Below are 23077 nucleotides of genomic sequence, written 5' to 3' on the forward strand. Positions count from 1 at the left end.
CGATGACGCTCATCGGACGTACCGTGTAAGACATGGCCAGGAGCACCACCAAGTCCGAGCGCGCGTCCGAGAGCGCGACCTCGCCGCGCCCGAAGCGGCAGACAGCCGCTCGATCGAGCGCGAAAGCCGCTCCTGCACCGAAGAAGTACATCGATGAGGCCGAGCGCGAGCCGCTCGGCGTGCGCGTCTGGCTGGGTCTGGCTCACGGCGTGGGCGGTCTGTTCCGCGCATTCGGACCCGAGAACCTCGAGAAGGACCAGCGTCGCGACGGCTTCCCCCTGCTGCTCGTGCTGTTCGCGATCATCGGCGGCGTCGTCGAGTGGTTCTTCATCGGCAACGAGGTCGCGCAGAACATCAGCGCGTTCACGTGGGGCCTGCTGGTCGGCCGCGTGGCGTTCGTCCTGCCCGTGCTCCTCCTGCTGCTGGCAGGCTGGCTCTTCCGGCATCCGTCGTCGGTGCACGACAACGGACGTATCGGCATCGGCTTCGGACTCTTCGTGCTCTCGATCGCGGGCATCCTGCACGTGGCTTCGGGAACAGCGGGTGCGACGGGGGCGGTGGTCCGCCCGCAGCCCCGCGACGGGATGCCCGAGCTCAGCGCCGCCGGTGGTCTCTTCGGCTGGATGCTCGGGGAGCCCCTCGCATTCCTCACTTCGGCGGTCGCCTTCATCATCCTCGGGCTCCTGGCCGGGCTCAGCATCCTGATCCTCACCAAGACCCCGCCCAACCGGATCGGCGAGCGACTCGGAGACCTCTACGCCTGGATGTTCGGCGCCGAGCGCCCGATGCGCCAGGCTGACGCCGACGCTGCTGCGACCGACGACGAAGACGGTGACGCCCTGCCCTGGTGGCGCCGTAACAAGAGCGGGCGCGAGGAGACTCCCGACGACGGGGTCGACTCGCAGGCGATCACCGCGCTGTTCGACGAGCCCGCCCAGAAGACCGCGTACGACCAGGCCGTCATCGTCGACGACGAACCGGCCGCACACGGCGGGGCCGACGCGGCGACCGAGGTGCTCTCGGACGTCAGCGCCCTCACCGGCCTGCTCGGTGAGCAGAACACCACGGCTCTCCTCGACGACGCCGGTTCGACGGGTGAGCTGCCGGGCCTCGACGGATTCGGCACCGAGGGTCCGGGGGAGAAGGGCATGCAGGCACCGGCCGCGCCCTACGTCCTCCCTTCCACGGCCGTGCTCAAGTCCGGACCGCCCCCGGTCGTGCGCTCGGATGCCACCGATCGCACGATCGAGCAGATCACCAGCGTGCTGGAGCAGTTCAAGGTCGATGCGAAGGTCACCGGCTTCTCGCGCGGACCGACGGTCACGCAGTACGAGGTCGAGGTCGGCCACGGCGTCAAGGTCGAGAAGATCCTGCAGCTGAGCAACAACTTCGCCTACGCCGTCGCATCCAACGACGTGCGCATCCTCTCGCCCATTCCGGGCAAGAGCGCCATCGGAATCGAGATCCCCAACGTCGACAAGGAGACGGTCGCGCTGGGCGATGTGCTGCGCTCGACTGCGGCGCAGAAGAGCACGCACCCGCTCACCATCGGCGTTGGCAAGGACGTGGGCGGCAACATCGTCGTCGCCAACCTCGCGAAGATGCCGCACCTGCTGGTCGCCGGTTCCACGGGTTCCGGTAAGTCCAGCTTCGTGAACTCGATGATCACGAGTCTGCTCATGCGCGCGCGCCCGGCCGACGTCCGCATGGTGCTGATCGACCCCAAGCGAGTGGAGCTCACCAGCTACGCCGGCGTGCCGCACCTGATCACTCCCATCATCACGAACCCGAAGAAGGCGGCCGAGGCGCTGCAGTGGGTCGTGAAAGAGATGGACATGCGGTACGACGATCTCGCGTCGTTCGGGTACCGCCACATCGATGACTTCAACAAGGCGGTCCGCGCCGGTGAGGTGCAGGTGCCGCCCGGCAGCGAACGCGTCCTCAAGCCCTACCCGTACCTGCTGGTCGTGGTCGACGAGCTCGCGGACCTGATGATGGTGGCCCCGCGCGACGTCGAGGATTCGATCGTCCGCATCACACAGCTCGCCCGCGCCTCCGGCATCCACCTCGTGCTCGCCACGCAACGTCCGAGCGTCGATGTCGTGACCGGCCTGATCAAGGCCAATGTGCCTTCGCGACTCGCGTTCGCTGTGACGAGCGTCACCGACAGCCGCGTGATCCTCGACGCACCGGGCGCCGACAAGCTGATCGGCCAGGGTGACGCGCTCTTCTCGCCGATGGGATCTTCGAAGCCATTCCGCCTTCAGGGCGCCTGGGTCGACGAAGCCGAGATCTCCGCGGTCGTCAAGCACGTCACGCAGCAGGCGCGGCCCGAGTACCGGCCCGACGTGCAGGAGTCGGCGGAAGCGCGCAAGAAGGAGGTCGACGAGGATATCGGCGACGACCTCGAGCTGCTTCTCGCGGCCGCAGAGCTGATCGTGTCGTCGCAGTTCGGCTCGACCTCGATGCTCCAGCGCAAGCTGCGCGTCGGCTTCGCGAAGGCCGGGCGCCTCATGGACCTTCTCGAGTCGCGCGAGATCGTCGGGCCTTCCGAGGGCTCGAAGGCCCGCGACGTGCTCGTGACCTCCGAGCAGCTGCCTGGCGTGCTCGCGAAGCTGCGCGGAGAAGATGCACCAGCACCTGCGTCCGCCCCGAGCGCTCCGTCGCCGGCACCCGCAGATCCGTACGGCGGAGACCCCGTCGCCCAGCAGTTCCAGGGGCTGCCCGTCGTCGAGAGCGACGACGACGGCGATGAGGACGCCTGGGGCCTCACGGGGCGCGACTGATGGCCATCCCGCGGCAGCTTCCCAACGCGATCACCGTCGCCCGCATCCCGCTCGCGGTCGTCTTCTTCGTACTTCTGCTGCTGGCAGGAACCTTCGGCGTCGACGACATCGTGTTGCGCTGGGTTGCAGCCGGTCTGTTCGTGCTCGCCATCTCTACGGACTGGGTCGACGGGTACCTGGCGCGCCGGTACGACATCGTCAGCGACTTCGGCAAGCTGTGGGACCCGATCGCCGACAAGCTGCTCACGGGCGCGGGCTTTCTCGGGCTCGCGATCCTCGGCGAGGTGCCGTGGTGGATCATCATCGTGATCCTCGTGAGGGAGTGGGCGATCACGATCCACCGCTTCACGCTGGTCCACGAGCACGTCGTGGCCGCGGCGTGGATGGGCAAGGTGAAGACCATGGTGCAGGGCGTCGCACTGAGCTGGGCCCTGCTGCCGTTGCAGGTGCTCGTCGGGCACACGCCGTGGGTCGTCGTCACCCAGGTGCTGATGGTGCTCGCGCTCGTGCTCACCGTCGCCAGCGGCATCGACTACGTCGTGGCCCAGGTCCGGGGCCGACGGAGTGCCGCATGACCCACGTCGGGCAGCTGATCGATGCTCTGCGCGAGCGCGGCTGGACGCTCGGGGTGGCCGAATCCCTCACCGGCGGTGCCGTCGCATCTGAGGTGGTCTCGGTGCCAGGGGCGTCAGCGGCGCTGCTCGGGGGAGTCGTCGCCTATGCGACCCCCGTCAAGCACACGCTGCTCGGAGTCGACAGCCGTCTGCTCGCAGAGTACGGCCCGGTGCATCCCGACGTCGCGGTGCAGATGGCGGAAGGGGTGCGGCGGGCGGTGGCGGTCGACGGGCGCGCGGCCGACGTCGGCATATCGACCACAGGCATCGCGGGACCTGAATCGCCGGACGGACAGCCCGTGGGCACGGTGCACGTCGGGATCGCCACTCCGTCGGGGGTGCAGAGCGTTCCGCACCTGTTCTCGGGAACGCGCGCGGAGATCCGTCGGCAGGCGGTCGAAGCAGCCATCGCCGCGGCACTCGACGCCGTCCGGGAATAGCTCCTTCGGCGGCGATGTTCTCCTGTATGTGACAAGTGGCTCACTCACAACTCAAGCACAGCGAAGAACAGTAGATTCAACGACACCCAATCGGGTTAGACTGGCGATCCCCTCGGAGCAGCTTCCGGGTGGCGCGACGGAAGGGAGGTTCCGATGATCCTCGTCAGACAGGAGATCGGCGATGTGCTGCGGGACTTCCGCCTGCAGAAGGGGCGCACCCTCCGACAGGTGGCGAGCAAGGCCTCTGTGGCCCTTGGCTACCTGAGCGAGGTCGAGCGCGGTCAGAAAGAGGCGTCCAGCGAGATCCTCGCCTCTGTCGCAGAGGCGCTCGACGTGCCCATCTCGACCATCATGCGCGAGGTCGGCGACCGCATCTCGGTGCTCGAGGGCCTGAGTCCCTTCCCGGACGTCGTTCCCGACGACCTCGTCGCCGAGGTCGAGCCCGAGCTGTCGCTGCGCTGAGCGCGCGGGCACGCTCTTCTCATGCGACGCAGTGAATTCCTCCGCGCGGTCGACGACGAGTTCGGCGGCCGCGCGGACTCGCTCACGCGCGACCTGATCCTCGGTCGACTCGGCCGCACGGCGCTTGAGGCCCTAGACGCGGGCGTGCCGCCTCGAGAGATCTGGCTCGCCCTGTGCGACGAGACCGACGTGCCCGCCGCTCGTCGCTACGGCGTCGGCAGGCTCGATCCGCGCGAACGCTGATCGAAAGTCTGGCCGCTCGCGTCGGCGTGTCGTCGAAAGTGTGTTCGATGTGCGCGTAGTGTTCTGCACAAGTGGTTCTGACGTCATCTTCTCCACATCTGACGCCGTCGCCGATCGAATGTCGGTGGCTGCTCCTACGGTGAGGAATGTGGCACAGAGCCATACGCCTTGTCGCAGAGTCACTCCGAACCGGAACGGCCGCGACAGCCTACAGGCGGCAGAACTTCGAATAGAGGAGCACGTCATGCCATCCACCGACGACCGCGAGAAGGCACTGGATTCCGCACTCGCGCACATCGAGCGTCAGTTCGGCAAGGGTTCGATCATGCGACTGGGCAGCGACGAGCGCGCTCCTGTCGAGGTCATCCAGACCGGGTCGATCGCTCTCGACGTCGCCCTCGGCATCGGAGGGCTGCCGCGCGGACGCATCATCGAGATCTATGGTCCTGAGTCGTCCGGTAAGACCACGCTGACCCTGCATGCCATCGCGAACGCGCAGCGCGCCGGCGGCATCGCCGCCTTCATCGATGCCGAGCACGCCCTCGACCCCGAGTACGCGCGCAAGCTCGGGGTCGACATCGACCAGCTGCTCGTTTCGCAGCCCGACACCGGTGAGCAGGCTCTCGAGATCGCCGACATGCTGATCCGCTCCGGCGCCATCGACCTGGTCGTGATCGACTCCGTCGCGGCTCTCGTGCCCGAGGCCGAGATCAAGGGCGAGATGGGCGATTCCCACGTCGGCCTGCAGGCGCGACTGATGTCGCAGGCCCTGCGAAAGCTGACCGGTGGTCTGAACCAGACCAAGACGACGGCCATCTTCATCAACCAGCTGCGCGAGAAGATCGGCGTGTTCTTCGGATCGCCCGAGACCACTGCCGGCGGTAAGGCGCTGAAGTTCTACGCGTCGGTCCGCCTTGACATCCGTCGCATCGAGACGCTGAAGGACGGCACCGAGGCTGTCGGAAACCGCACCCGTGTGAAGGTCGTCAAGAACAAGATGGCCCCGCCCTTCAAGCAGGCCGAGTTCGACATTCTCTACGGCATCGGCATCTCGCGCGAAGGCAGCCTGATCGACTTCGGCGTCGAGCACGGCATCGTCAAGAAGTCCGGCTCCTGGTACACCTACGACGGTGACCAGCTGGGGCAGGGCAAGGAGAACGCCCGCAACTTCCTGATCAAGAACGACGACGTCGCGATGGCGATCGAGACACAGATCAAGCAGAAGCTGGGCGTGGGCGTCAAGGCGGAGGCGACCGTCGACGAACTCGCCGAGCGCCGCCCGGCCTGATGTCCTCGTCCGACGTGTTTCGACGTCGCTCAACAACCGTGTTTCGACGTCGCTCAACAACCGTGTTTCGACGTCGCTCAACAACCGTGTTTCGACGTCGCTCAACAACCGTGTTTCGACGTCGCTCAACAACCGGGGTGAGCTGTGCAATCCGCTGATGATGACGAGCTCGCACCGATCATTCCGCTGTTCGGCGGCCGAGGCGCCGACCCTTCCATGGGGTCGGCGCTGCCGGCCGGCGCGCGGTTCAGGGATGCGAGCGACGATGTCGACGTGATTCAGGCCGAGCCGGACGCCGACGAGGTGCGTCGGCGGGCCGAGGAAGCGCTGGTGCGCAAGCTGCGCGCCAAGCAGCTGTCGGTGTCGGAGGCCAGGTCGGTACTGCGCGAGAACGATCTCGACCGCGACTCCATAGAAGACGTCATCGACGACTTCCAGCGTCGCAGCTACCTCGACGACCACACCCTCGCCTCGCTGCTGGTGACCTCCGGGTCCGAGCGCAAGGGGCAGGGGCGCATCGCCCTCGCGCGCTCACTCGCGCAGCGGGGCATCCCGCGCGACATCATCGATGACGCGCTGGAAGAGCTGCCGGACGATGATGCCGAGCGCGCGCTGGAGTTCGCTCGAAGCAAGGCGGCGGGTATGAGCCGGCTCGACTTCGATACCGCACTGCGACGGCTGCACGGCCAACTCGCACGACGCGGCTACGGCGGGTCGGTCGCGATGAGCGCGGCCCGCACCGCTCTCGGCGAGGTCGGGGTGCGCCGCGCAACCGCTCGTCCGAGCGGCGTCCGATTCGTCGAATCCGACTGAGCATCCGTTCTACGAGCCGCCCTGCCAGTGTGCTCGGCGGCTCGTAGAATGGACTCACCATGTCTTCTCTCTCCTCCGAACCGACGATCATCGCGCCCTCCGACGCGGCGATCACCGCCGACGGGCGCCGCCGCTCCTACGAGGTGCGCACCTTCGGCTGCCAGATGAACGTGCACGACTCCGAGCGCCTGTCGGGCTCGCTCGAGAGCGCGGGCTACGTGCCAGCGGATGCCGGCGACGAAGCCGACATCGTGATCATCAACACGTGCGCCGTGCGCGACAACGCCGCGGGCAAGCTGTACGGAACGCTCGGCCACCTGAAGTCCCGCAAGGACAAGCACGAGGGCATGCAGATCGCGGTCGGCGGCTGCCTCGCGCAGATGGACCAGCAGGCCGTGCTCGACAAGGCACCCTGGGTCGACGTCGTCTTCGGCACGCACAACATGGGTTCGCTTCCCGGTCTGCTCGAGCGCGCCCGCCATAACGGCGAGGCCGAGCTCGAGATCCTCGAATCGCTCGAGATCTTCCCCTCGACGCTGCCGACGAAGCGCGACTCCGCCCACAGCGGATGGGTGTCGATCTCGGTCGGCTGTAACAACACGTGCACGTTCTGCATCGTGCCCAGCCTCCGCGGCAAGGAGAAGGACCGGCGACCGGGCGACATCCTCAACGAGATCCGCCTGCTGGTGGAGGACGGCGCCATCGAGGTCACTCTGCTCGGACAGAACGTCAACTCGTATGGGGTCGAGTTCGGCGACCGCCAGGCGTTCAGCAAGCTGCTGCGCGCTGCGGGTGAGATCGAGGGACTCGAGCGGATCCGCTTCACGAGCCCGCACCCGGCGGCGTTCACCGACGATGTGATCGACGCGATGGCGGATACGCCGAATGTCATGCCGCAGCTGCACATGCCGCTCCAGTCCGGCAGCGACAGCATCCTCAGGGCGATGCGCCGCTCGTATCGCAGCTCGCGCTACCTCGGCATCATCGAGCGTGTGCGCGAGCGCATCCCGCACGCCGCGATCACCACCGACATCATCGTCGGATTCCCCGGTGAGACGGATGAGGACTTCGAAGACACCATGCGCGTCGTCGAGCAGTCACGGTTCTCCGGCGCCTTCACCTTCCAGTACTCCATCCGCGAGGGCACACCCGCCGCGACCATGGAGAACCAGGTGCCCAAGGAAGTCGTTCAGCAGCGGTATGAGCGACTGATCGCCCTGCAGGAGCGCATCTCGCTCGAAGAGAATCAGAAGCAGGTCGGCCGCGAGGTCGAGGTGCTCGTCTCCGTCGGTGAAGGCAAGAAGGACACCGAGACGCACCGTCTCACGGGGCGTGCGGAAGACAACCGTCTCGTGCACTTCGAGGTCACACCCGGATCAGAGCTCCCGCGTCCCGGCGATGTGGTCACGGTCAGGATCACTCACGGCGCGCCCTTCCACCTCCTCGCCGACGATCCCACTGGCGCTCCGCTTCGCATCCGACGCACCCGCGGCGGTGACGCATGGGATCGTGCGCAGGCGGCCTCCTGCGGTGTTCCCGCACCCGCGTCGGACTCAGGGGCACCCCGAGCGGTCTCTCTGGGCCTTCCCACGCTGCGTCCCGTCGGCTCTTGACCGAGGGTTCGCCGCGTCTCTGGGCCGTCGTCGGGGCGACCGGCACCGGCAAGAGCGACCTGGCGCTCGATCTCGCCGAGCACCTGCGTGCGCAGGGCAACACGGCCGAGATCGTCAACGCCGACGCGATGCAGCTGTACCGCGGAATGGACATCGGCACGGCGAAGCTTCGCGAAGACGAGCGGCGGGGCATCCCGCACCACCTGTTCGACGTCCGAGCGGTGACCGACGAGGCCGCGGTCGCCTGGTACCAGCCGATCGCCCGTGACGCGATCGCCGCGATCCATGGGCGCGGGGGCGATGCGATCCTCGTGGGCGGATCCGGTCTGTACGTCTCCAGCGTCATCTTCGACTTCCGATTCCCGCCCAGGGATGCCGCGGTCAGGGCGCGTCTGGAAGCCGAGCTCGAACAGGGCGGCGCCGCGGCGCTCTTCGAGCGGCTCAAGGAACGCGATCCGGCGACCGCCTCACGGATCGATCCGAAGAACGGCCGGCGGATCGTGCGCGCGCTCGAGGTCGTCGAGCAGGGCGGTGCGACGCACGGTGCGGTCCTGCCGGAGAAGCCCGAGCTATGGCACGCCGCGACCCGGATCATCGGTCTTCGGACACCGCGCGAAGAGCTCGTCCAACGCCTCGACCGGCGTGTCGAGCGAATGTGGCAGGACGGGATGCTCGGCGAAGTGGAGCGGCTTCGGGACGAAGGCCTGGAGCAGGGCGTCACCGCCTCACGTGCGATCGGCTACGCGCAGGCGCTCGGGCAGCTGCGCGGCGATCTCACTCAGGATCAGGCGATCGCCGAGACCCAGGCGCTCACACGCCGTTACGCTCGGCGTCAGGTGTCGTGGTTCAAGCGCTATCCCGACATCGAATGGGCCGAAGGGTCCGTCGATGTCGCCGCTCTCACCGACTGAGGGCCTGGCGAGTGTCGGTGGTCTCCTGCACGATGAGCACATGGCTACGCATTTCTACACGGCGTCATCGCTCGACGGCTTCATCGCCACCGCCGAGCACTCCCTCGACTGGCTCCTGACGCAGGATTTCGATGAGAACGGGCCGATGGCCTATCCCGGATTCATCCGCGGGGTCGGCGCCCTCGCGATGGGCGCGTCGACCTTCGAATGGGTGATGGACCACGAGATGGGCCGCTGGCAGTACACCCAGCCGACCTGGGTCTTCACGCATCGCGACCTGTCGCCGCCCGAGCAGGGTGACGTGCGCTTCACACAGGCGGATGTTCGCCAGGTGCACGCGGAGATGACGGCCGCCGCCGAAGGGAAGGACATCTGGATCGTCGGCGGGGGAGACCTCGCCGGCCAGTTCGCCGACGCAGGACTGCTCGACGAGGTGTGGGTTCAGTACGCACCCGTCACGCTCGGCTCCGGAGCGCCGCTGCTGCCGCGCCGGCTGGACCTCGAGCTGATCGAAGTGGCACGCAATCGCAGCTTCCTGTGCAGCAGATATCGCGTGGCCGGTGGGCGCGATCTCTAGACTGTTCGCATGGTCGCATTCACCAAGGGGCACGGCACGGGCAACGACTTCGTGATCATCGAAGACGTCGACGGGGCACTCGATCTCACCGCCGCTCAAGTGCAGGCGCTGTGCGACCGCAACTTCGGCGTCGGTGCCGACGGCGTGCTGCGCGTCGTTCGCTCACGCTCGCTGCCTGAGGGCGCGGCAGCCCTCGCGGAGGAGCCCGACGCCGAGTGGTTCATGGACTACCGCAACGCCGACGGCTCGATTGCCGAGATGTGCGGGAACGGCATCCGCGTCTTCGCCCACTACCTTCTGCGGGCCGGCCTCGCGACGATGGAGAGCGGCTCGACGCTGCCCATCGGCACGCGAGCCGGTGTCCGCGACGTGATGCGGTCCGAGAGCGGCTACCAGGTCGATCTGGGCCTGTGGAAGCTCGCCGGCGGCGAACCGCTCGCGCGGGCGGCAGGACTGTCCGTTCCCCGCCCGGGGCTCGGAATCGATGTCGGCAACCCGCATATCGTCGTGGCACTGGCATCCGACGACGAACTCGCCGGTCTCGATCTCAACCCCACCCCTGTGCTCGACCCCGCACCTGTCGACGGCGCTAACGTCGAGTTCGTCGTGCCCGCGGAACCCCTGGTGCGTGACGGTATCGGGCACGTGCGCATGCGCGTGCACGAGCGGGGCGTGGGCGAGACCCTCAGCTGCGGAACGGGCGTCGCCGCGACAGCCCTCGCCGTGCGTCATTGGGCGGGCTCGCGCGCCCCTCACCAGTGGCGGGTCGAGGTGCCTGGTGGAGTGCTGGGCGTGCGGATGTTCCCCGCCGAAGACGGTGAGCACGTCGCCCTGTCGGGGCCTGCGCAGCTGGTCTTCCGAGGCGAGATCGATCTGGTCTGACCGCGCGTGGCGACGGACGTGGCTACTCGGGCAGGACGATCGGTGCAGTCGGGGGATTGCCGTGGCGACGCACCTTGAGGATGCGGTAGCCCTTGCCCGTCGCGGCTCGGGTCACGCTGTATCCCGGGGTGAAGACCGACGTCATCCATCGCTGCAGCGAGTCCGAGCCGAGGTTTCGCTGCACGACCATCCACGCGTCGCTGCGCTCGTCGAGACGGGGGATCCAGCGCTCGAGCATGCTGTGCAGTTCGCTCTTGCCGACGCGGATCGGCGGGTTCGAGCGGATCGTCGTGAACGCGACATCGTCGGGAACATCCTCGGGCTTCACGGCGTTGACATTGGTGAGGCCAAGGGACTCGGCGTTGCGTCGGGTCAGATCCAGCGCCCGCTCGTTGACGTCGACCGCCCAGATGGTGGCGTGCGGCGCTGAGAGGGCCATGGTGAGGGTGATCGGACCCCAACCGCATCCGAGGTCGAGGAAATTGCCGCTGGGCGGCAGAGGAGCCATGTTGGCGAACAGCACCGCGGTGCCGGTGTCGAGACGGTCGGGACTGAACACGCCGCCGGCGGTGGTCACCTCGCGGTCGCGCCCCGCGAGCGGGACCGTGATGGTTCGAAGATTCTCGGCACTGGCCGGGGCCGCACTGAAGTAATGATCGGACGACGGCATGCAGTGAGCGTACCGGACACCGCGGGCTAAGGTTAAGGCGCTTCTCAGAGAGGACAGAGTTCACCACCGGATGACGAACACCAACGACGACAACACCACACAGGATGCACTGGATCGCGTGCTGGCGAATTCCGAGCCGCGCACTCAGCCGCGCGTGTTCGGCGCAGCTCAGGCGCTGCAGGACACGGCATCCGCCGCCCACACCGATGCGGACGGCGAGCAGTGGGACCTCGAGGACCGACATGCGCTTCGTCGCGTCGCGGGCCTCTCCACCGAGCTCGAAGACGTCACCGAGGTGGAGTACCGCCAGCTGCGCCTCGAGAACGTGGTGCTGGTTGGCGTGTACCCACAGGGTGCGCAGGAGGATGCCGAGAACTCGCTGCGCGAGCTCGCCGCTCTCGCCGAGACCGCCGGCGCCGTCGTGCTCGACGGTCTGCTGCAGCGCAGGCCGCATCCCGACCCCGCGACCTACCTCGGCCGAGGCAAGGCGCAGGAGCTGAAAGAGATCGTCGCCGCCGTCGGCGCGGACACGGTGATCGCCGACACCGAGCTCGCCTCCAGCCAGCGCCGCGCCCTCGAGGACGTCGTGAAGGTGAAGGTCATCGACCGCACCACCGTCATCCTCGACATCTTCAGTCAGCATGCGAAGAGCCGTGAGGGCAAGGCTCAGGTCGAGCTGGCACAGCTCGAATACCTGCTTCCGCGCCTGCGCGGCTGGGGTGAGTCGATGAGCCGCCAGGCCGGTGGCCAGGTCGGTGCCGGCGGCGCGGGTATGGGTTCGCGTGGACCGGGTGAGACGAAGATCGAGCTCGACCGCCGCCGCATCCGCACGCGCATGGCGCAGCTGCGCAAGCAGATCCGGGACTTCGCACCCGCTCGCGATGCCAAGCGCGCTGAGCGCAAACGCAACACGATCCCGTCCGTCGCGATCGCCGGATACACGAACGCCGGCAAGTCGAGCCTGCTGAACGCGCTGACCAGTGCGGGCGTTCTGGTCGAGAACGCCCTGTTCGCAACCCTGGATGCCACCGTGCGCCGCGCCGAGTCGGCTGACGGCCGGGTCTACACCCTCGCCGACACCGTCGGATTCGTGCGCAACCTGCCGCACCAGCTCGTCGAGGCGTTCCGATCCACCCTCGAGGAGGTCGGTCAGGCGGACCTGCTCGTGCACGTGGTCGACGGCTCGCATCCCGACCCGTCGGCCCAGCTGCAGACTGTGCGCGACGTGATCGGAGATGTCGGCGGGCGGGACATCCCCGAGATCGTCGTCTTCAACAAGGCCGACCTGATCGACGCCGACGAGCGGCTGGTGCTGCGCGGGCTCGCGCCAGACGCGCATTTCGTGTCGTCGCGCACGGGGGAGGGCATCCCCGAACTGCGGGCGGAGATCGAGCGCCGGCTGCCGATGCCGGCCGTCGAGGTCCGCGCGCTGGTGCCGTACGACCGCGGCGACCTCATCTCGGCCGTGCACGAGAGCGGTGTGCTGATCTCGGCTGAGCACGAAGAGAACGGCACCGCCGTGCATGCCCACGTCTCGGAGCGCCTCGCCGCCGAGCTCGCGCCCTTCACCGTCAGCTGAGCGATCTGCTGCGGGCGGACGTCCGCCCGCAGCAGGCGTCGCTCAGGATGCCGAGAAGCGACCTTCGACTGTGGCGGAGACCGTGATCTCCTCGCCGTGGAATTCCATGGCCGGAGCGGAGTCCATTGCCATGCCCCTCATGGCCACGGGTTTGAATGAGGCGCTCTCCGTCGACATCAGCCCGCGATCGGAGATCTCCTTCGGGGTGACGCTGTGCAATCCGAGCGCCTCAGCGTAGGCCTGCGCGCGCGACACGGCGATGCCGACCGCCTGGGTGGCGACCTCGCGCTCGACCTCGCGCTCGGTCTCGGGGGTGAGGTGCCAGTCGACCGAGGAGACCGTCAGACCGTCGTCGGCCGAGATGTCGGTCACCCAGACGGACATCTCGGAGAAGTCCGAGAACGTGGCGGTGAAGTCGATGCTCGCACGGTAGACGGGTGCCAGCTTCTTGCCCTCGCTGTTCCACGGTCGGTCGGCGTACACGCTCACCCGCTGGCTGGTCCACTCGGCGACGCTGCCCGCTGTCTTGCGGGATTCGATGCCCTCGCGCACGGGGGCCGCAGCCGCGAGAGTGCGCTCCACGACCTCAGCGCGGCTGGGGCCCTCGAAGGAGACCGAGAGGTGCACGGTCGCACGTTCGGGGGCGACGCGCAGCTCATGCTCGCCGCGCACGGTGATGATGACTTCACTCATGCGTGCGACTGTACGGCACGGCACCGGCGTGGTGCTCGCGGAATAGCATCCGGGGTGGATCCGTTGTAGTCTGTGATGCTCGGGAGCACATGCTCCCGCTGGTAATTCCACAGTGTGACAGCGGCTCCTTCGCGAGAAGGTCCACGGGGCTGATCGGTTTCGACGGCGCCTGTGTATCGACGAGAAGCGGGCCGAGGATGCAGGGTTATCTCGTGAACGCTCCCTGCGAACCTATAGTTGCCGAATCCAAGCGCAACGACTTCGCCCTCGCTGCCTAAGCGAGCCCGATAGTCCGTCAGACCGTATGTGATCCCGATACGGACCCTGGCGTCATCTAGGGATCTTGCTGCGTGACGGCGTCTGGACGTCACGTGGGACTCTTCCCAGACTGGGCTCGTCGACTTAGGTGTCTGTGACAAAGGTCGGAGCCGAGCAGAACGCTTTCACAGACTGCGCCCGGAGAAGACGTGGATTAGCAGCGTCGGACGGGGGTTCGATTCCCCCCAGCTCCACCACAGCCGTTGTCACACGAAGAGGCCCGCCTCCCCATGGAAACATTGGGGAGGCGGGCCTTTTTGCGTATGTGGATAACTGGTCAGGCGGCGAGCCCTGCCCACACTTTGCCCACATCTGCCGCTGTCGCGCGTTCATCGAGCCTGCTGCGACGTCGTCCAGGTCGTCGTCGAACGGGTCGGCGTAGGTGTCGAGGGTAGCTCGCTGAACACGCCGTGCGCGCGGCCCGGGAAGCCTCCGACGACACCGTGCAGTTGCGCGAAAACGTGCAGGCGCTCCGCAGCGACCTTGGTGGCACTCAATTCGACATCCGCGGTATCCGCAAAGACTTCGGCCGTATCGCTCACGTCATTACCCAAAAGGGGTCCTGATGGACATCACTCTTCCCACCATTCCCGCCGGGGTGCTCGTGCTCCTGGCATTGCCCGCCCCCTATGTGCAGGCGCTGATCCAGCGACCGGCATGGTCTCGGACCGTGAAGAAGGTCGTCGCACTCGTCGTGGCCCTGGTGCTCACGGCCGTCGTGCTTGGCTTCTACTATGTGTACACCGGCGACACGGTGCCGGCGTGGCCGGCCCTCGTGTTGCTCGCGATCGTCGTCACTCAGGCCTCCTACGTCATGGTGACGAAGAGCACCGCGTCCGCGCTCGAACAGCGCACCTCCCCGCCCCGCTACTAAGACTCTGAGAGGGCTCCAATCACGGCGTACCCCGCATACATTCCGACCCGCATCGTCACCCTCGGTGGCGCTGCGAGCCTCGAATCGTCCATGCCCCTGAGGGTGACTGTCCAGATTAAGGCGTCCCGTTCGTTGGTGTGGGGAGCGACCGGTTACCGGTTCGAAGCGACCGGCACTACCGTGACCGGTGAGTCCAACGGCAGCGAGGTGTCACTCCCGCTGCCGCTAACGGATCTCTCGGGATGGCGTGACGCTGTGACTGGAGCGATCATCGACACATCATCGCCGGACTCGTTCAGCCACACGTACACGGCGACAGCGCAGATCGGCGAGAAGGCGTACGCGTATGGCCCGTTCGTCGTCCCAGCCGGAAGTGAGCCGATCGACATCGATCTCACCGTGCCGGCAGGAACAGTCGCGGGCGGCGCAGTGTCGATATCGGACTCGTGGTCCGCTTCGATCCTCGCGGCTGAGGAGGGCGCTGAAGCTGCAGGGCCAGCGGTGCTGCAGGCCCAGGCGGCAGCCGCTGAAGCGGCGGCATCAGCGGCTCAGGCTCAGGCAATCGCGCTGAGTGAGGTGAGCGAGGCGCAGGGTGCCGTCTTCAAGGTGCAGTCGACCCCGCCCGAGAACGCGACCGAGGGTGGGTTGCCGGTGGTCTGGATCGACACGACGGAGCAGTTCGTGCCGACGCCGGTGAACCCGCCGACGCTGGCGTGGGACGACGCGCTGTCGCGGTTCACGGTGCCGACTGGAGTGATCGGCGTCGAGTACGTGTGGACGTCGGGCGGCGGCGGCGTGGGGGCGACCCTGATGCCAGGTGCCACGCTCTCCACCTCAGGTGCGTACCCGAGGACTGTGACGGTTACCCCTGTCGCGAAGCTGGGGTACGTTCTGGCCTCCGGAGTCGTGTCGTTCGTGCACGATTTCCCAGACCCCAGCGCGGTGACCGTGATGACTTCGGATGGTTTCGGTGGCAGTGCCGACCCGGATATAACAGGCCGAGTCGCGGACCTGGGTCTCGGCGGCACACTGACTCCCTCATGGGTGGATGCTGCGGCGTGGAACGTGGATGGGGCTGGCCGGGCTGTCGCATCTGGCGTGACTTCGGGTATCGGTCGACTCGTGCTCGCTCCTGCCATGCGGAACCTGCGCGTCGAGCTCGAGGTTACGACGCTCGCGGAAGACTTCGACTTGTCCGTGCGCGGCCCCAGCAGGGTCGAGGGCAAGCCTCTCGGTTATGTCGAGCTGGCGCTCGGTCCGTCGTCGGTGGGTCTCCGAGTCGCCAATGGTGCCGGAGGTGGCGCCGAAGTCGGTCCCGGCAGCGGCGCCACGCTGGTCCCACAGGCCGGACTCTGGGTGATCCAGATCTACGTGACGACGGTGACCATCACCGACCCGGCGAGCCACGTCCGCGTCTGGGATCTCTCCGATTCGACGAAGTTCGATCCTGGTTCGCTCCGCGACGGGCCGCGCGAGATCTGGATGCGCAAGAACAGCGCCGGCACAGGGACCGTGATTGACAGCATCAAGATGAGCAAGGTGGGCTTCTGACATGGTCGCTGCGATTCGCAGGCATGACGCATCTCGCAATGAGTGGGTGCCCGTCATACCGAAGACATGGGACGGGAATGGATGGTCTCGGCCAGAGAACGACTACACGACCGTCCGTCGTTCGCCATTCGACCCATACCTTCCGGCCGGATCGGTCTTCACTCGTGATGTCTCCGCGATGCCGCTCGCAGCACGGTCCGGTGACATGGCCACCTGGATGGCTGCGAACGTCAACTATGGATCGGGGTTCGGGCCGACAGCCCTGAACACGTCCGTCAGCGGCACGCACCCGGTGCAGACGGTCATCGTGGATTCCCGCATGCCTGGCATTCACCGTGTGCACATGACATGCGGTGGGATCGGCGCGAGCAGGTACGGGCACGAGGTTCTATCCGGGTGGGTCCCGTGGCCCGCGTGGCTGGACGAGTCATGCTTGCAGGGCGGGCAGGACTCCGGCGTCCTAATTATCGACATCGGTTCCGGCCTCATCCGCGAGTACTACCTGGTCGAGCAGTCCGCCGGCTACAAGAACCGATTCACCGCGCTCGTCGGCGGATTCACCCTCTATGAGCGTGATCTCGCAGATCTGGTGGAGCGCAACTACCCTATGCAGTTGCGTGAGGGATCGCAGACTGTGGTCCGCATGCACAATTGGGCGGGGTGGATTGACATCGCCGGGGCGCGGAAGGGGGAGATCAACCATGCGATCGCATTCACATGCGCGAACATGGCGCTCCCTACAAGCCTCGGCGAAGCGATCGACCCGAACGGGCTGCGCTACGTCACCAAGGGAGCATCTTGGCCTCCTCAATCAGGGGACGGCGACACCTCAAATCCGAGCGACATGGTGCCAATCCACGGCCAATGGGCGCGCCTGCCGATGGGCCTCGACCTATCCGAGACAGGCCCATATCCGCCGTTTCTGCGAATGGTGATCCGTGCGATCCAGAAGTACGGGATGGTCTCCACCGACACGAACAATTTCGTTCACGCGTTCAACGCGGAGCCGGGATTCTACGAGCGGGAGTTCCTGGGCGTAGACCCGTGGTCCAGCTCAGGGGACATTGTGGCGAAGTATCGGGCGCTGAACATCCGAGAGGGTCGAGACCCGGTGGATGCGCTTTCGGTCGCTGCGTTCCCTTGGGCGCAAACTCAGTGGGCCCCTCGTCACTGGGGTGCACCGACGAGGATTGCGGCTCAGCCCTGACCTGCGGCCTCGAGCGTGCGCACGGTGGTGCGCGGGGGCTTCACGCGAGCCCGGAGTTTCATCGCCGGGCGCTCGACGAGCAACCAACTCGCCCATGCGAGCGGCACCGTCGCGGCGATTGAGGTCAGAACGTAGAGCCAGAGCGGCAGGTCTCGCCCGATCGTGATCGCGAGAAGTTGCTGCACCGGGAAGGCATAGACGTACATCCCGTAGGAGATGTCGTTCTCGGCGCCGACCCGGTGCAGTGGCAACGCGACGCCAAGCCACATGCAGAGGTACGCCAGGGGAACCGCCGCCAGGATGTCGAACGTGCCAGTTACAATCGTCAGCACGACGGCCGCAGCGGATGCTGCGGCGAACTCCCACCGGTATGCGACCCGGTGGCGGAGGAAATACAACAGCGCACCGGCGGCGAAGTAGGTTCCGAGGCGCACAGTGTGCAGGATTACGTTGATGTGCAGCACGTCAAGATACACGTGCGCGGCGGTGACGGCCATTCCGGCGACCAGCGTGACGACGAGCACGCGCACGAGCCATCGTCGCGAGATGAACGTCATTGCGAGCCCGATGGCGAGGTAACACAAAGCCTCGTAGAACAGCGTCCACAGCGACCCGTTCCACGCTCCCGCGTATGGCGCGTCTGTCAGCGTGCCAGTCATTTCGAACGTGAAGATGTATAGGCCCGCGTTCTTGACCAGGTACTCAAGCCCAGCGCCGATCGAGTAGTCGCCCATGACGAATGCTGAAAGCGGGGCGAACACAAATGCTGTCACCGCGAGCACGACGATGAACGCTGGATAGATCCGCAGGAGTCGACGCAACAGGAACGGGCCGAGCTTCGAGTGGTCCCGGCTGCCCGCGATCAGGTATCCGGAGATCACGAAGAACCCGGCAACCGCCCACGATCCGAGCGAGTTGAACGCACCAGGGCCGGCTGGCTCGTCACCGTGCCCGTTCAACGGCCACGAATGAGAGACGATCACCGCCGTTGCCAAAAGCAACCGCAGAGCATTCAGGCTGTTCCGCTTCGGGTTGAACGCGGCCCCCAGTGAAGTCATAGGCCTGAGCGTACAGACTGAGCGAACTCAGGCTCATTCCTAGGTGACCTCTTCGGGGGTCGTGCTCGGCGGAGGGTCCGGTTCCCTGCGCGATTGGTTGCCCCCACGCCCATGCGGACAGCGTATGTCGGTGGCCGGGGAGACCATAGGGCCATACTGCCCGAAGCCCTGCTCGCATTCGAGCGCGCCCACCCTCGCCACGACGGCACCAAGGAAGACACCATTTGCGCCGAGCTCGGACAATGAGGGACGGGCACGCGGCTCGGCGACGCGACTTAGTGAGCACATTCTGAGCCCACTTTCGATACTCCGCTACTTCGGCTGCCCCTCCCTTGCCCCACCAAAACCCGGGTGATTTCGCCAGGGCGCTATCGTTCCGTGTGCCTGGGCAGAGTTCGATTCCCCCCAGCTCCACCAGCCGCTGTCACTGTGGATGACCCCGCGGTCCCTCATGAGAGTGAGGGACCGCGGGGTCTTCTCATGTCTGAGGGGCGTCGTGTCGCGGCCGCAGGCCGTCGAGCGCCACTGTGCGGATCTCGGCGCCCAGGAGTTCCGGATCGACGGGGCCGTCGGGGCGGTACCACTCGACGACGGAGTTGATCATTCCGAAGATCAGTCGCGTCGCTACGCCGGCATCCAGGTCGCTCCGTACCAGGCCCTCGGCCTGTGCTTCCCGCACCAGGTCCGTGACGGTGTGGTCGAAGCGACGGCGACGTTCCAGCGCCGCGAGCTCGATGGCGCTGTTGCCACGCAGACGAAGCAGTAGGGTCACCTGCGGCTGACGTTCGGTCAGCACCCGCACGGCGCCGTCGACGATCGCGGTGAGCCGCTCGGCCGGAGTCGGACGCTGCAAGGCGTCCTGCAGGGCTGACTCGAGACCTCCGAGGGCATCATCGAGAGCGATCTCCAGGATCTGGGCCTTCGATTCAACGTGGTGGTACAGGGCGGACTTCGTCAGACCCAGGTGCGTGGTGAGATCAGCCACCGATGTGGCGTCGTAGCCCTGCTGATTGAAGAGCTGCACACCGGCGCGGATGACGTCTTCGCGATCGTGCCCTGGGCGTCCTCTGCGCGTTGGACGGCCGGTCGTCTCGGTCACGGAAGGGTCCTCGGCATGTGCCCACTCTAGCGGCGGGTCCCGGTGGGGCCGGGGCGACGGCCGGCGCTGTCAGACCGCTAAGCTGGGAGGGTAATCCGACGATCGGAAAGGCTTCGACGTGGTCGACTTCATCGTGTTCATGGTCCTGTTCCTGGGCGGCTTCTGGCTGTTCGGCGCCGCATGGGAGATGCCGGAGTGGCAGGGTGTCGCGTTCAGCGGCGGCATCATCCTCGTCAGCCTCGCCATGGCCTACGTGATGCGCCAGCGCGGCTCGGCCACGCGTCGCACCGACAACTGGAACCAGCGCCAGAAGTGACAGAAGGCGCCGCCGGTGGCGGCGCCTTCAGCCGGGGGCCTGTTCGCTCATCCCTTCCAGTCGATGAGCAGCAGGCCCTGTTTCGTGTCTGCGAACTTCACCCAGCCGTCGCCGAACTCGTAGGTCATGCCGAAGCCGTCCTCGTCGGTCGCGATCGCGTAGTCGGGATCCTCGGTGAAGTACACGAGGTCGCCCTCGGTCGAGCGCAGCCAGCCGTCGCGCTGAAGGTTCGACTGAGCGGTCTCGGAGGTGCGCTCGTCCACTGTGCCCCAGCCGTACATCTGGCCGTGGTCGGACGGGGTGCTGAAGTCCGCCCACATGCACATCAGACCTTCTTCGACGAGGGTGTCGCCGATGCGCAGCTCCTGCTGTCTGGAGGTCCATCCTTGCGAGGTGAGGGCCTCGACGGTGCCCTTGGTGATGATGGTCTCGCAGGTGGGGTCCGCGTCGGCGGCCGGGGTCTCGTCGTCGACCGGCGCGGTCGTCACGGCGGTCGAGGGCTCGGCGCTGGCCGAGGATGATGCAGGCGGAGGGGTTGTGGGGGCGGGGTCTGGTGAGGCGCAGGATGCCAGCAGCAGAGTCGCTGCAAGCACACTGAAGGCCAGGGGGGTGCGGGGGCTCATGAGATCCGTTGGAGTGAGGGGAGGGGCGGAGACGCGCCTAGGGGAGTCGCGCGTCGCGGAACAGGGACAGGAAGGGGTCGTGCAGGATGCCGTTCGTGGCGAGCGTGGACAGCGCCGACAGGGTCTCGGTGCCGTCGAAGGCGGTCATGCGGCCGCCGGCTTCTCGGACGATCGCCACAGCCGCGGCGATGTCGTACTCTTTGACGTCGAACTCGGCGACCATGTCGATGCGCCCTTCGGCGAGCAGCATGTAGCTGTAGACGTCGCCGTAGGCGCGGTCGCGCCAGACGCGCTCAGCGACCGCGTGGAGTTCGGGCAGCTTCCCGGCATCCGCCCACTGGCCGATGCTCTGGAAGCTGACGCTCGCGTCGTCGAGCGAATCGACTGCAGACACCGCCAGGCGGCGTGGCGAGTCGGAGGGGTCCGTCCAGGCGCCAAGGCCTTCGGCAGCCCACCAGCGGCGCGACAGCGCGGGCATGCTCACGACGCCGACGCGCGGGACGCCATCGATCGCGAGGGCGATCATCGTGCCCCACAGCGGCACGCCGCGAAGGAAGTTGGCTGTGCCGTCGATCGGGTCGATGATCCACTGACGGTGGGTGTCGCCCTCGGCGCCGTACTCCTCGCCGAAGATCCCGTCGGCAGGACGCTCGATCGTCAGGATCTCGCGGATCGCGCGCTCGGTGGCGAGGTCGGCGTCGGTCACATGCGAGCGGTCGGCCTTGCGGGAGACCTGCAGGTCAGCCGCATCGAAGCGGGGGAGCGACTGCTCGTCGGCCGCGTCGGCCAGGCGCAGTGCGAGGGTGAGATCGGCAGCGAGGTCGGCGTCGGCGCGAGTGTCGGTCACCCATCCAGGATAAGCGGCGACCCTTCGCGTCAGAGGCTCGCAGGATATCGGTCCAGAAACGATACGCCGTGCCCGGATGTCGGAGGACGGGCGTCAGAGAAAAGGCGCGAAGGATGACGGGACGGTGACGTTGTCGGGCGCGCCGGCGAACAGGGGTGCGACCTGCTCGGGCGTGTATCCGGCGATGCCGCACCCCACAGGCGTCAGCAGGAACCGCAGATCCGGGTGCTCTGCGGCGTAGGTCAGGAACGCACGAGCCTCAGAGGCGAGCACGCCCAGGCCGCTCATGGTGTCGATCGCGTAGCTCCGACCATGATGACCGTGTCCCTCGCCCCACACCGCGCCGAACCGCTCGTATGCGACCCTGGCGGCGCCGCCGCCATGCTGGCCGCTCGCGTTGCTGCCGAACACGAACACCTCGTCCGGACGCAATGTGACAACGACGTCAGGAGTGATGTCCATGCCGGAACTCTACGGCGATCGCCGCCTGGAGTCATCGAGGAAAGTGCCCGCTCGGCTTTGCCTGGGCTCGGAGGCGCCGCTACGGTGGGCGGCATGGGCGTGCTCAAGTATGGCGACTCAGACGTACCGATAGACATCGATGACAGGACCCTTGCCCACCTTCAAGCAGTCGTCGTGGCCAAATTGCGTCGCAACGAGAGCTTCACGCTTTCGTGGCGTCACTGCTCCGGCAACGGCACAGGCAGATCGACGATCTGGCTGCATCCGGCCATCCCACTGCTCTTCGAGTTCGACCAGGGTGCTCCCGACAAGCTGAATCTCGAATGGCTCGAGCGCCTCATGCACTCCGCCAACACGAGCGGCGGCATCCGCCTGATCGAGGAGAACGCTCCGGAGGGCTAGCCGAGGCGTACCGCCCGGATCGCTCGTCGACCACAATTCCGGTCCTGACGCAGACCAGCGGATCGAGCGACGCGAAGCCCGTGAGGCTCGCGTCTCGGGCATCCTGGATTGATGACCTCTGCCCGCATCATCATCCTCTTCGTTCTCGCCGCGGTCGCAGAGATCGGCGGAGCGTGGCTGATCTGGCAAGGCGTACGCGAGAACCGCGGGTGGATACTCGCGGCGCTGGGCGTGGTCGCGCTGGGCGGCTACGGATTCCTCGCGGCCCTGCAGCCGGACGCGAACTTCGGACGCGTGCTCGCCGCGTACGGCGGCATCTTCGTCGCTGGTTCTCTCGCCTGGGGCATCATCGTCGACGGCTTCACGCCGACCGTCTGGGACTATGTCGGCTCCGCCGTGTGCCTGCTCGGAGCGGCGATCATCATGATCGCACCCGCGGTGTCCGCTCCCGTGTCCGATTGATCTCGCTGGGAGTCGCAGCCCTGCCGGCACCTCGCGATCCCATTCTCGAGAACGCCTGGACCCGACGCAGCACAGGCGCACATGCAGAAAAGCCCCGGTAGATGGCGAGATCTACCGGGGCTTATCCGTGCACCCCCAGGGACTTGAACCCTGAACCCACTGATTAAGAGTCAGTTGCTCTGCCGATTGAGCTAGAGGTGCGTGGCCCGGGAGATTTCCCCGGCCGAGGAATTACATTACCAGCGGCCGGGGGTCGCGCCAAATCGCTCCCGTGCGCCGGGCGCGTT

Annotated in this window: 26 protein-coding genes, 1 tRNA gene and 1 other RNA gene; 19 read left to right on the forward strand and 9 right to left on the reverse strand. The window is 66.8% G+C overall.

From position 1 onward, the window contains the following. Positions 1 to 32: 32 nt before the first annotated feature. From JOE67_RS14720 to dapF, 11 genes are all read left to right on the forward strand, one after another. The gene (locus tag JOE67_RS14720; protein WP_204976257.1) at positions 33 to 2786 is read left to right on the forward strand and encodes a DNA translocase FtsK; all 2754 of its coding nucleotides are present in this window, start codon (positions 33 to 35) and stop codon (positions 2784 to 2786) included. Next, a complete protein-coding gene (gene pgsA / locus JOE67_RS14725; RefSeq protein ID WP_204976258.1) occupies positions 2786 to 3361 on the forward strand; it encodes a CDP-diacylglycerol--glycerol-3-phosphate 3-phosphatidyltransferase in 576 nt (191 codons plus the stop codon). The genes JOE67_RS14720 and pgsA overlap by 1 nt, the downstream gene beginning before the upstream one ends. Next, positions 3358 to 3840: a CinA family protein gene (locus tag JOE67_RS14730; RefSeq protein ID WP_204976259.1), complete on the forward strand. Its 483-nt coding sequence runs from the start codon at positions 3358 to 3360 to the stop codon at positions 3838 to 3840. Before pgsA ends, JOE67_RS14730 begins: the two co-directional genes overlap by 4 nt. Before the next feature lie 153 nt (positions 3841 to 3993). After that, the gene (locus JOE67_RS14735; protein WP_204976260.1) at positions 3994 to 4302 is read left to right on the forward strand and encodes a helix-turn-helix domain-containing protein; all 309 of its coding nucleotides are present in this window, start codon (positions 3994 to 3996) and stop codon (positions 4300 to 4302) included. Between the two features lie 21 nt (positions 4303 to 4323). Then, positions 4324 to 4545, forward strand: a complete 222-nt coding sequence (locus JOE67_RS14740) for a DUF3046 domain-containing protein (RefSeq protein WP_204976261.1) — start codon at positions 4324 to 4326, stop codon at positions 4543 to 4545. A 244-nt stretch (positions 4546 to 4789) separates the two neighbouring features. Then, positions 4790 to 5833 (forward strand): recombinase RecA, encoded by a 1044-nt coding sequence (gene recA / locus JOE67_RS14745; RefSeq protein WP_204976262.1) that lies wholly within the window; start codon positions 4790 to 4792, stop codon positions 5831 to 5833. A 144-nt stretch (positions 5834 to 5977) separates the two neighbouring features. Continuing rightward, entirely contained in the window at positions 5978 to 6646 is a 669-nt protein-coding gene (locus JOE67_RS14750; RefSeq protein WP_338041631.1) for a regulatory protein RecX, read from the forward strand. 59 nt (positions 6647 to 6705) lie between these two features. Further along, a complete protein-coding gene (gene miaB / locus JOE67_RS14755) occupies positions 6706 to 8259 on the forward strand; it encodes a tRNA (N6-isopentenyl adenosine(37)-C2)-methylthiotransferase MiaB (RefSeq protein ID WP_204976263.1) in 1554 nt (517 codons plus the stop codon). Then, on the forward strand, positions 8256 to 9170 hold the full coding sequence (gene miaA, locus JOE67_RS14760) for a tRNA (adenosine(37)-N6)-dimethylallyltransferase MiaA (protein ID WP_239528169.1): 915 nt from the start codon (positions 8256 to 8258) through the stop codon (positions 9168 to 9170). Before miaB ends, miaA begins: the two co-directional genes overlap by 4 nt. A 40-nt stretch (positions 9171 to 9210) precedes the next feature. Then, on the forward strand, positions 9211 to 9747 hold the full coding sequence (locus JOE67_RS14765) for a dihydrofolate reductase family protein (protein WP_204976265.1): 537 nt from the start codon (positions 9211 to 9213) through the stop codon (positions 9745 to 9747). A 9-nt stretch (positions 9748 to 9756) separates the two neighbouring features. Beyond that, entirely contained in the window at positions 9757 to 10629 is an 873-nt protein-coding gene (dapF, locus tag JOE67_RS14770) for a diaminopimelate epimerase (protein WP_204976266.1), read from the forward strand. A gap of 22 nt (positions 10630 to 10651) precedes the next feature. On the opposite strand, the gene JOE67_RS14775 is transcribed toward dapF, so the two are convergent. Beyond that, entirely contained in the window at positions 10652 to 11299 is a 648-nt protein-coding gene (locus tag JOE67_RS14775) for a class I SAM-dependent methyltransferase (protein ID WP_204976267.1), read from the reverse strand. A gap of 70 nt (positions 11300 to 11369) precedes the next feature. Between JOE67_RS14775 and hflX the strand changes: the two genes are divergently transcribed. Then, the gene (gene hflX / locus JOE67_RS14780; protein ID WP_204976268.1) at positions 11370 to 12878 is read left to right on the forward strand and encodes a GTPase HflX; all 1509 of its coding nucleotides are present in this window, start codon (positions 11370 to 11372) and stop codon (positions 12876 to 12878) included. 42 nt (positions 12879 to 12920) lie between these two features. Here the strand turns inward: hflX and JOE67_RS14785 are convergent, their stop codons facing one another. Beyond that, the gene (locus tag JOE67_RS14785) at positions 12921 to 13571 is read right to left on the reverse strand and encodes an SIMPL domain-containing protein (RefSeq protein ID WP_204976269.1); all 651 of its coding nucleotides are present in this window, start codon (positions 13569 to 13571) and stop codon (positions 12921 to 12923) included. Between the two features lie 145 nt (positions 13572 to 13716). Between JOE67_RS14785 and ssrA the strand changes: the two genes are divergently transcribed. Continuing rightward, positions 13717 to 14086: a transfer-messenger RNA gene (gene ssrA, locus JOE67_RS14790) on the forward strand. Positions 14087 to 14218: 132 nt separating this feature from the next. Here ssrA and JOE67_RS14795 read toward each other — a convergent pair. Continuing rightward, complete coding sequence (locus JOE67_RS14795; RefSeq protein ID WP_204976270.1) at positions 14219 to 14431, reverse strand: hypothetical protein; 213 nt, start codon at positions 14429 to 14431, stop codon at positions 14219 to 14221. Between the two features lie 23 nt (positions 14432 to 14454). On the opposite strand from JOE67_RS14795, the gene JOE67_RS14800 reads away from it, so the two are divergent. The 3 genes from JOE67_RS14800 to JOE67_RS14810 all read left to right on the forward strand — a co-directional run bounded on the left by JOE67_RS14800 (position 14455) and on the right by JOE67_RS14810 (position 17521). After that, positions 14455 to 14763: a hypothetical protein gene (locus tag JOE67_RS14800; protein ID WP_204976271.1), complete on the forward strand. Its 309-nt coding sequence runs from the start codon at positions 14455 to 14457 to the stop codon at positions 14761 to 14763. 255 nt (positions 14764 to 15018) lie between these two features. Beyond that, entirely contained in the window at positions 15019 to 16314 is a 1296-nt protein-coding gene (locus JOE67_RS14805) for a hypothetical protein (protein ID WP_204976272.1), read from the forward strand. A gap of 205 nt (positions 16315 to 16519) precedes the next feature. Beyond that, a complete protein-coding gene (locus JOE67_RS14810; protein ID WP_204976273.1) occupies positions 16520 to 17521 on the forward strand; it encodes a hypothetical protein in 1002 nt (333 codons plus the stop codon). Here the strand turns inward: JOE67_RS14810 and JOE67_RS14815 are convergent. Beyond that, complete coding sequence (locus JOE67_RS14815; protein ID WP_204976274.1) at positions 17512 to 18579, reverse strand: acyltransferase family protein; 1068 nt, start codon at positions 18577 to 18579, stop codon at positions 17512 to 17514. The two genes, JOE67_RS14810 and JOE67_RS14815, sit on opposite strands and share 10 nt — an antisense overlap. Positions 18580 to 19057: 478 nt before the next feature. Next, the gene (locus JOE67_RS14820; RefSeq protein WP_204976275.1) at positions 19058 to 19678 is read right to left on the reverse strand and encodes a TetR-type transcription factor C-terminal domain-containing protein; all 621 of its coding nucleotides are present in this window, start codon (positions 19676 to 19678) and stop codon (positions 19058 to 19060) included. A gap of 118 nt (positions 19679 to 19796) precedes the next feature. On the opposite strand from JOE67_RS14820, the gene JOE67_RS14825 reads away from it, so the two are divergent. Continuing rightward, positions 19797 to 19994, forward strand: coding sequence for a hypothetical protein (locus JOE67_RS14825; protein WP_204977177.1), 198 nt, complete (start codon positions 19797 to 19799; stop codon positions 19992 to 19994). A 47-nt stretch (positions 19995 to 20041) separates the two neighbouring features. Here JOE67_RS14825 and JOE67_RS14830 read toward each other — a convergent pair whose 3' ends face one another. From JOE67_RS14830 to JOE67_RS14840, 3 genes are all read right to left on the reverse strand, one after another. Then, positions 20042 to 20617 (reverse strand): hypothetical protein, encoded by a 576-nt coding sequence (locus JOE67_RS14830; RefSeq protein WP_204976276.1) that lies wholly within the window; start codon positions 20615 to 20617, stop codon positions 20042 to 20044. A gap of 37 nt (positions 20618 to 20654) precedes the next feature. Then, a complete protein-coding gene (locus JOE67_RS14835; protein ID WP_204976277.1) occupies positions 20655 to 21464 on the reverse strand; it encodes an inositol monophosphatase family protein in 810 nt (269 codons plus the stop codon). Between the two features lie 93 nt (positions 21465 to 21557). Beyond that, positions 21558 to 21926 (reverse strand): A1S_2505 family phage non-structural protein, encoded by a 369-nt coding sequence (locus tag JOE67_RS14840; RefSeq protein WP_204976278.1) that lies wholly within the window; start codon positions 21924 to 21926, stop codon positions 21558 to 21560. A gap of 93 nt (positions 21927 to 22019) precedes the next feature. Between JOE67_RS14840 and JOE67_RS14845 the strand changes: the two genes are divergently transcribed. Together JOE67_RS14845 and JOE67_RS14850 are read left to right on the forward strand one after the other, a co-directional pair. Next, positions 22020 to 22328: a DUF7882 family protein gene (locus JOE67_RS14845; RefSeq protein ID WP_204976279.1), complete on the forward strand. Its 309-nt coding sequence runs from the start codon at positions 22020 to 22022 to the stop codon at positions 22326 to 22328. 111 nt (positions 22329 to 22439) lie between these two features. After that, complete coding sequence (locus JOE67_RS14850) at positions 22440 to 22790, forward strand: YnfA family protein (protein ID WP_204976280.1); 351 nt, start codon at positions 22440 to 22442, stop codon at positions 22788 to 22790. A gap of 128 nt (positions 22791 to 22918) precedes the next feature. Here the strand turns inward: JOE67_RS14850 and JOE67_RS14855 are convergent. Continuing rightward, positions 22919 to 22991 (reverse strand) — tRNA-Lys (locus JOE67_RS14855). Between the last annotated feature and the right edge of the window lie 86 nt (positions 22992 to 23077).

Origin of the sequence: Microbacterium esteraromaticum, assembly GCF_016907315.1 — a bacterium.
Lineage (GTDB): Bacteria > Actinomycetota > Actinomycetes > Actinomycetales > Microbacteriaceae > Microbacterium > Microbacterium esteraromaticum.

What these genes read in the sequence shown, in the direction of transcription:
- JOE67_RS14720 (WP_204976257.1), top strand. Translation starts at nt 33, where the DNA reads ATGGCCAGGAGCACCACCAAGTCCGAGCGCGCGTCCGAGAGCGCGACC.
- pgsA (WP_204976258.1), top strand. Translation starts at nt 2,786, where the DNA reads ATGGCCATCCCGCGGCAGCTTCCCAACGCGATCACCGTCGCCCGCATC.
- JOE67_RS14730 (WP_204976259.1), top strand. Translation starts at nt 3,358, where the DNA reads ATGACCCACGTCGGGCAGCTGATCGATGCTCTGCGCGAGCGCGGCTGG.
- JOE67_RS14735 (WP_204976260.1), top strand. Translation starts at nt 3,994, where the DNA reads ATGATCCTCGTCAGACAGGAGATCGGCGATGTGCTGCGGGACTTCCGC.
- JOE67_RS14740 (WP_204976261.1), top strand. Translation starts at nt 4,324, where the DNA reads ATGCGACGCAGTGAATTCCTCCGCGCGGTCGACGACGAGTTCGGCGGC.
- recA (WP_204976262.1), top strand. Translation starts at nt 4,790, where the DNA reads ATGCCATCCACCGACGACCGCGAGAAGGCACTGGATTCCGCACTCGCG.
- miaB (WP_204976263.1), top strand. Translation starts at nt 6,706, where the DNA reads ATGTCTTCTCTCTCCTCCGAACCGACGATCATCGCGCCCTCCGACGCG.
- JOE67_RS14765 (WP_204976265.1), top strand. Translation starts at nt 9,211, where the DNA reads ATGGCTACGCATTTCTACACGGCGTCATCGCTCGACGGCTTCATCGCC.
- dapF (WP_204976266.1), top strand. Translation starts at nt 9,757, where the DNA reads ATGGTCGCATTCACCAAGGGGCACGGCACGGGCAACGACTTCGTGATC.
- JOE67_RS14775 (WP_204976267.1), bottom strand. Translation starts at nt 11,299, where the DNA reads ATGCCGTCGTCCGATCATTACTTCAGTGCGGCCCCGGCCAGTGCCGAG.
- hflX (WP_204976268.1), top strand. Translation starts at nt 11,370, where the DNA reads ATGACGAACACCAACGACGACAACACCACACAGGATGCACTGGATCGC.
- JOE67_RS14785 (WP_204976269.1), bottom strand. Translation starts at nt 13,571, where the DNA reads ATGAGTGAAGTCATCATCACCGTGCGCGGCGAGCATGAGCTGCGCGTC.
- JOE67_RS14800 (WP_204976271.1), top strand. Translation starts at nt 14,455, where the DNA reads ATGGACATCACTCTTCCCACCATTCCCGCCGGGGTGCTCGTGCTCCTG.
- JOE67_RS14810 (WP_204976273.1), top strand. Translation starts at nt 16,520, where the DNA reads ATGGCCACCTGGATGGCTGCGAACGTCAACTATGGATCGGGGTTCGGG.
- JOE67_RS14815 (WP_204976274.1), bottom strand. Translation starts at nt 18,579, where the DNA reads ATGACTTCACTGGGGGCCGCGTTCAACCCGAAGCGGAACAGCCTGAAT.
- JOE67_RS14830 (WP_204976276.1), bottom strand. Translation starts at nt 20,617, where the DNA reads ATGAGCCCCCGCACCCCCCTGGCCTTCAGTGTGCTTGCAGCGACTCTG.
- JOE67_RS14840 (WP_204976278.1), bottom strand. Translation starts at nt 21,926, where the DNA reads ATGGACATCACTCCTGACGTCGTTGTCACATTGCGTCCGGACGAGGTG.
- JOE67_RS14845 (WP_204976279.1), top strand. Translation starts at nt 22,020, where the DNA reads ATGGGCGTGCTCAAGTATGGCGACTCAGACGTACCGATAGACATCGAT.
- JOE67_RS14850 (WP_204976280.1), top strand. Translation starts at nt 22,440, where the DNA reads ATGACCTCTGCCCGCATCATCATCCTCTTCGTTCTCGCCGCGGTCGCA.